This is a genomic window from Pseudomonas sp. SF2 (assembly GCF_036858055.1).
Classification (GTDB): Bacteria; Pseudomonadota; Gammaproteobacteria; order Pseudomonadales; family Pseudomonadaceae; genus Aquipseudomonas.
In genome coordinates this window covers 1-4,402 of record NZ_JAMBDI010000040.1, presented here as the reverse complement: position 1 = coordinate 4,402, position 4,402 = coordinate 1, and the positions used below count along the sequence as shown (strand labels likewise).

The 4,402-nt window shown below is 55.5% G+C and carries 5 protein-coding genes and 1 pseudogene; 3 read left to right on the top strand and 3 right to left on the bottom strand.

What is annotated here, in order from left to right; genetic code table 11:
• Window positions 1-162: 162 nt before the first annotated feature.
• Together M2S36_RS21290 and M2S36_RS21285 are read left to right on the top strand one after the other, a co-directional pair.
• Window positions 163-786: a DedA family protein gene (locus M2S36_RS21290; RefSeq protein WP_333957800.1), complete on the top strand. Its 624-nt coding sequence runs from the start codon at window positions 163-165 to the stop codon at window positions 784-786.
• A gap of 69 nt (window positions 787-855) precedes the next feature.
• Complete coding sequence (locus M2S36_RS21285) at window positions 856-1,296, top strand: DoxX family protein (RefSeq protein WP_333957799.1); 441 nt, start codon at window positions 856-858, stop codon at window positions 1,294-1,296.
• Window positions 1,297-1,335: 39 nt separating this feature from the next.
• Here the strand turns inward: M2S36_RS21285 and M2S36_RS21280 are convergent, their stop codons facing one another.
• From M2S36_RS21280 to M2S36_RS21270, 3 genes are all read right to left on the bottom strand, one after another.
• On the bottom strand, window positions 1,336-2,241 hold the full coding sequence (locus M2S36_RS21280) for a LysR family transcriptional regulator (protein WP_233688384.1): 906 nt from the start codon (window positions 2,239-2,241) through the stop codon (window positions 1,336-1,338).
• 290 nt (window positions 2,242-2,531) lie between these two features.
• Entirely contained in the window at window positions 2,532-3,512 is a 981-nt protein-coding gene (locus M2S36_RS21275; protein ID WP_333957797.1) for an MBL fold metallo-hydrolase, read from the bottom strand.
• A gap of 101 nt (window positions 3,513-3,613) precedes the next feature.
• On the bottom strand, window positions 3,614-3,973 hold the full coding sequence (locus M2S36_RS21270; RefSeq protein ID WP_333957801.1) for a response regulator transcription factor: 360 nt from the start codon (window positions 3,971-3,973) through the stop codon (window positions 3,614-3,616).
• 75 nt (window positions 3,974-4,048) lie between these two features.
• Between M2S36_RS21270 and M2S36_RS21265 the strand changes: the two are divergent.
• Window positions 4,049-4,317: pseudogene (locus M2S36_RS21265) on the top strand (AraC family transcriptional regulator); the annotation flags it as partial.
• Window positions 4,318-4,402 lie beyond the last annotated feature (85 nt).

Sequence of the window (4,402 nt, the reverse complement as noted above, 5' to 3'; positions counted from 1 at the left end):
GCCTACACCATGGTGCACAAAGCCCCCCAACGTAAGGTGTCCTGACCGTTAGCCGTGAAACCAGCCGCTTGAGGCTATATCTCAAGCGGCTGGTTTCGCGCTGACTCGTCGCACCCTGCGTTCAGCGATCCGACGGTAGTCGAGCCCAGAAGAGGTGCCGCCATGAGTCCAATTGAGAGCTTCGCAGTCAATCACCCATTGTCGCTGCTCGCATTGAATGTGTTTGGCGACCAGATTGGATTACCAATCCCGTCCTACCCTTCACTCGTGCTTGCAGGCGCCTTCGCTAGCGAGCACGGCGCGCCCGATCCTGCCTTGGTCATCGCCATGGCTGTGGTTGTGTGCTTGGTGGCGGACAGTATCTGGTACTGGATGGGCAGCCGTTTCGGCGAAGTCCTCACCAGACGAATCTGTCGGGGTTCTCCCAAGATGGGGGCGGCCTTCGCTCAAGGCAGGAAGGCTTACCTGAGGTATGGACCGGTAGTCTTAGTCTTCGCCAAATTCGTACCTGGCGCAGGCGCCGTCTCAACATTGTTGGCCGGCCAAATGGCTATGCCCAAATCGCACTTCGTCGCCTACAGCATTCTCGGCTCGCTCCTTTGGTGCAGTAGCGCTCTGGCCCTCGGCGCAGGCTTTGGTCGGCCAATCTTGTATGCCTTTGACAGCTTAAAAGACTACCTGCTGCTGGGTCTGGCCGCAGTGGGAATTGGTGGGCTCACCCTCATGCTCTTCAGAGCAGCACTTTCTGCTTTGAAACATGCGATGCGAAGCCCGGTTACGAAATAGCTCGCGGCAATCGCACCATTTTTAACGGTGATCCAAGGCGTCATCGTCACGATAGGAGGTTTATTCTCAATGTCTAAGTCTGAATTCCCGCAGAAAGAGAGCCCCCTCGCAGGTATCTCGGTGCCACTGGGACTACTTTTTTTTCGCGTCTCTGCCGCGCTTTTGCTTCTGCAGATCCACGGGTTGCCCAAGCTGCTGAACTGGAGCACAGAGCTACAGCGTATCGAGGATCCGTTTGGCCTAGGTCCGACGTTGACGTTGGCCATGGCAGTCTTCGCTGAAGTTCTCTGCCCCATCTTGCTCATACTCGGCATATTTGCACGCCTTGCTTGCCTCCCGGTCTTGGCCGTCCTCGGTGTTGCCCTATTAGTAGTGCATCCGGAATGGACGTTGGAGGAAGCACAATTCGCCTGGTTGTTCGCTGTATTGTTTGTCGGTTTGGCTATCACCGGGCCAGGCGCCTGGGTTTTCAAGGCACCGGCCTTTACTCCGAAACCCAAGGTTGTGTGACCCTCAGGTGCAACCCTCTTTGCGTCACAAGAATCATACCTAAGATACCGCTGCAGTCTCCGGAATCCGGAGCTCAGCGGCGAGAAAGTCCAGGAAGGCCCGTGTCTTGAGCGGGACCCTTCGAGCTGTGGGATAAACCGCATGAATTGAAATGGGCGGGGCCTCCCAATCTTTCAGCACCTGAACCAACCTCCCCTCGGCCAACGCCTTGTCCACGATAAACAATGGCAACAAGGCAATACCCATGTCCGCCTCTGCACCCTGCGCAAGCAAATCGCCATTGTTGGCGTGCAGCGGTCCGGTCACGTGAACACGCTGGATTTCTTTTCCGTTGCTCAGTTGCAAGCTAGCGCCGCTCTGCAGATACCCATAATTGAGGCATTTGTGACAGGCCAGGTCCTTAGGCGTTTCAGGAAAGCCGTGCTGAGCCAAATAACCTGGTGAAGCAACCAGGACCCTCGGTGCGGGAGAGAGATGCTTGGCTACTAGCGAGGAGTCAGCAAGACTCGCAATGCGGATCGTGACGTCGAAGCCGCCCTTGATAGGATCGACCTGCTGATCACTCAGAACAAGCTGCAGTTCTACCTTCGGATACAGCGCATGAAATTGAGGGAGCAGCGGACCCAGACGGCATAGACCGAAGGACATCGGAGCGTTTACTCGTAATACGCCTTGGACTTGCGCCAATCCACTCCGTGCTCGTTGCTCCGCCTCATCCAACGAAGCCACCACTTCTCGACACGCTTCGTAGTATTCGCAGCCTGCTTCCGTCAGGTGCAGGCTGCGGGTCGTGCGATGCAGCAGCTGTACTCCAAGCGCTTCTTCCAGCGCCTGGATTTGTTTACTCACCTTAGAGCGCGGTACATGCAGAATCCTCGCCGCCGCCGTGAATCCGCTGGCGTCAACGGTGGCTATGAAGGTCCGCATGCATTCAAATCGGTCCACTTGATTGTCCCTTTTTTTAAATCAAAAGTTCTTGCTTTTGCCTGATTGTCCCTATCCGATATGCACTTCAGAATGGCATCCATACCGCAGACAACGCCACCGGCACAGCACGGTGATCCGTTTAAAACCCATAGCTTTCAACCATCCTGTCCTGATTCATCCGACAATATCCCCATCCGAGCCCGTGCAGTGATGCACGGGCTTTTCGCGTGTGGAGACATGCGGCGACACAAAACTGCCCGACTCACTTGCGAGATGTGCCCTGGCCGACAAGCATCAGCCGATCTGGACTACTTGAGCAGCGGGACTTCAGCGGCACGTTGATAAGGTCCAAACAAAGCAGGTACCCAACGATATGCTTGGCCATTCATAGTCAAATGGCCGATGCCTGGAAACGGCAGATGCGCTGCTGCAAGCCATTCGCCCCGCTCGGCCAGATCGTTGAATTCCTCTTTGCGGGAAGCAATCGCTTGTTCAGGTTTTGTGTCGAAGTGAATAGAAACCTCGGGATGATCGAACTGCACCGCAGCACTGTGGATCAGGTCACCAATGAAAACGATGGCTTTGCCACCCGATTCGAACCGGTAAGTCACGCTGCCGGGTGTATGGCCAGCTCTGGCTATGACTTCCACCTCACGAATAGGCGGCTGAGGCGGGGTGAATGTCTTGAAGCGGCCAGCGTCACGGTATGGCTTGAGCGAATTGACTGCGATGTCAAAGTACTCTTTGCCACCTGCCGGCGCTTTGGCTTTCTCTTGCGGGCTCAACCAATAATCCGCCTCAGCTTTGGTGGCGTAGACCTGGGCATTCGGGAACAGGGCCTTACCCGATTCGGTCACCAAACCGCAGACGTGATCCAAATGCATGTGGGTGAGGAGGACGGTATCGATTTGCTCTGGCTTGTAACCAGAGGTGCGAAGGTTCGACTCCAGCGATCCGGCCGTCTGAGGTAGGCAATGCCCAGCACCGCTATCTACCAGCACAAGGTGCTTACCGGTATTCACGACAAAGGCGTTGAACGAGGTCTGCATACGCTCGGGGTCAACGGCATTCTCTACCAGTTGCTGACGGATTTTTTCAGGGGCAAGTCCTTCCAACAGGCTCGGCCCCAGATCGTTGTATCCGTCGAAGAGTGCGGTGACCTCGTAATCACCCACTGCTAGGCGGAAGTAACCTGGCACTTGGGTATGAATGGGCGCAGGCGGCTGTGCCCACGAGACATTCGCGCTCAATAGCGCAGCAGAAACGAGAAGGATTCGGAGGCTAGACATTTCAGGCTCTCAGAGAAAGGGTGAGCCTAGAGAGTATTTAGCCAGCTGCCAGAACTCTTGAAAAACTGTGCTCCGAGGCCGCGCTCAAAGGAGTTTGGTACTCACTGATCAGAACCTTGAGTCGCCTCGTCGACCGCTTCGAGCAAGGCTTCTTCCGTGAACGGTTTTGAAAGGCATGCAATCGCACCATGGTACATCGCCCCTGATGGAGCACTATCGTCCCAATGAGCTGACATGCAGATAACCGGCAAGCGGCTTTGCAGCCGGCACAGCTCTTTCTGCACATCCGCACCCGACAGCCCTTTCATTTTGAGGTCGAGCAAGGCACAACCGGCCTTCAAAGCAGGTGGCGAGGCAAGGAAGTCCTCCCCTGACGCGAATGCCAGGGTATCAAATCCTGCTGAGCGCAATAGGTTCGAGAGGCTCTTTCGCACAGATGAATCGTCATCGACAATGCATATGACGATTGCATCCGACGGATCAGGACTGAGTGCTTTGCACTCAGGATATCTATTCATGCAGTTCCTGATCCTAAGGTCGAAGCAGAGCAGATCTTTGTGATGGATCGCAATCTTGTGACCAGCAGCGGTATCACCGCTGAAATCGACATGGCGCTAGCGATCGTTGCAGAGGATCACGGCAAAGAATTAGCCCTGGAAGTGGCGAAGGTGCTGCTGGTCGTTGGCCACTCAAAACCATCGCCTCGCGATGCGGTTTTTGCAGTGCTCGCTACATGCGCAAGGTGTTCTGCGAGCGTATCGGAGTGACCCCAAGCCAGTATCGACAGCAGTTTGGATCACAATGAAAAGAACCCGCAGTGTGCGGGTTCCTTTCATTAAAGGGCTCAGCCCAGGGTTCGCTGTGGCGCCTTGTGCACCATGGTGTAGGCG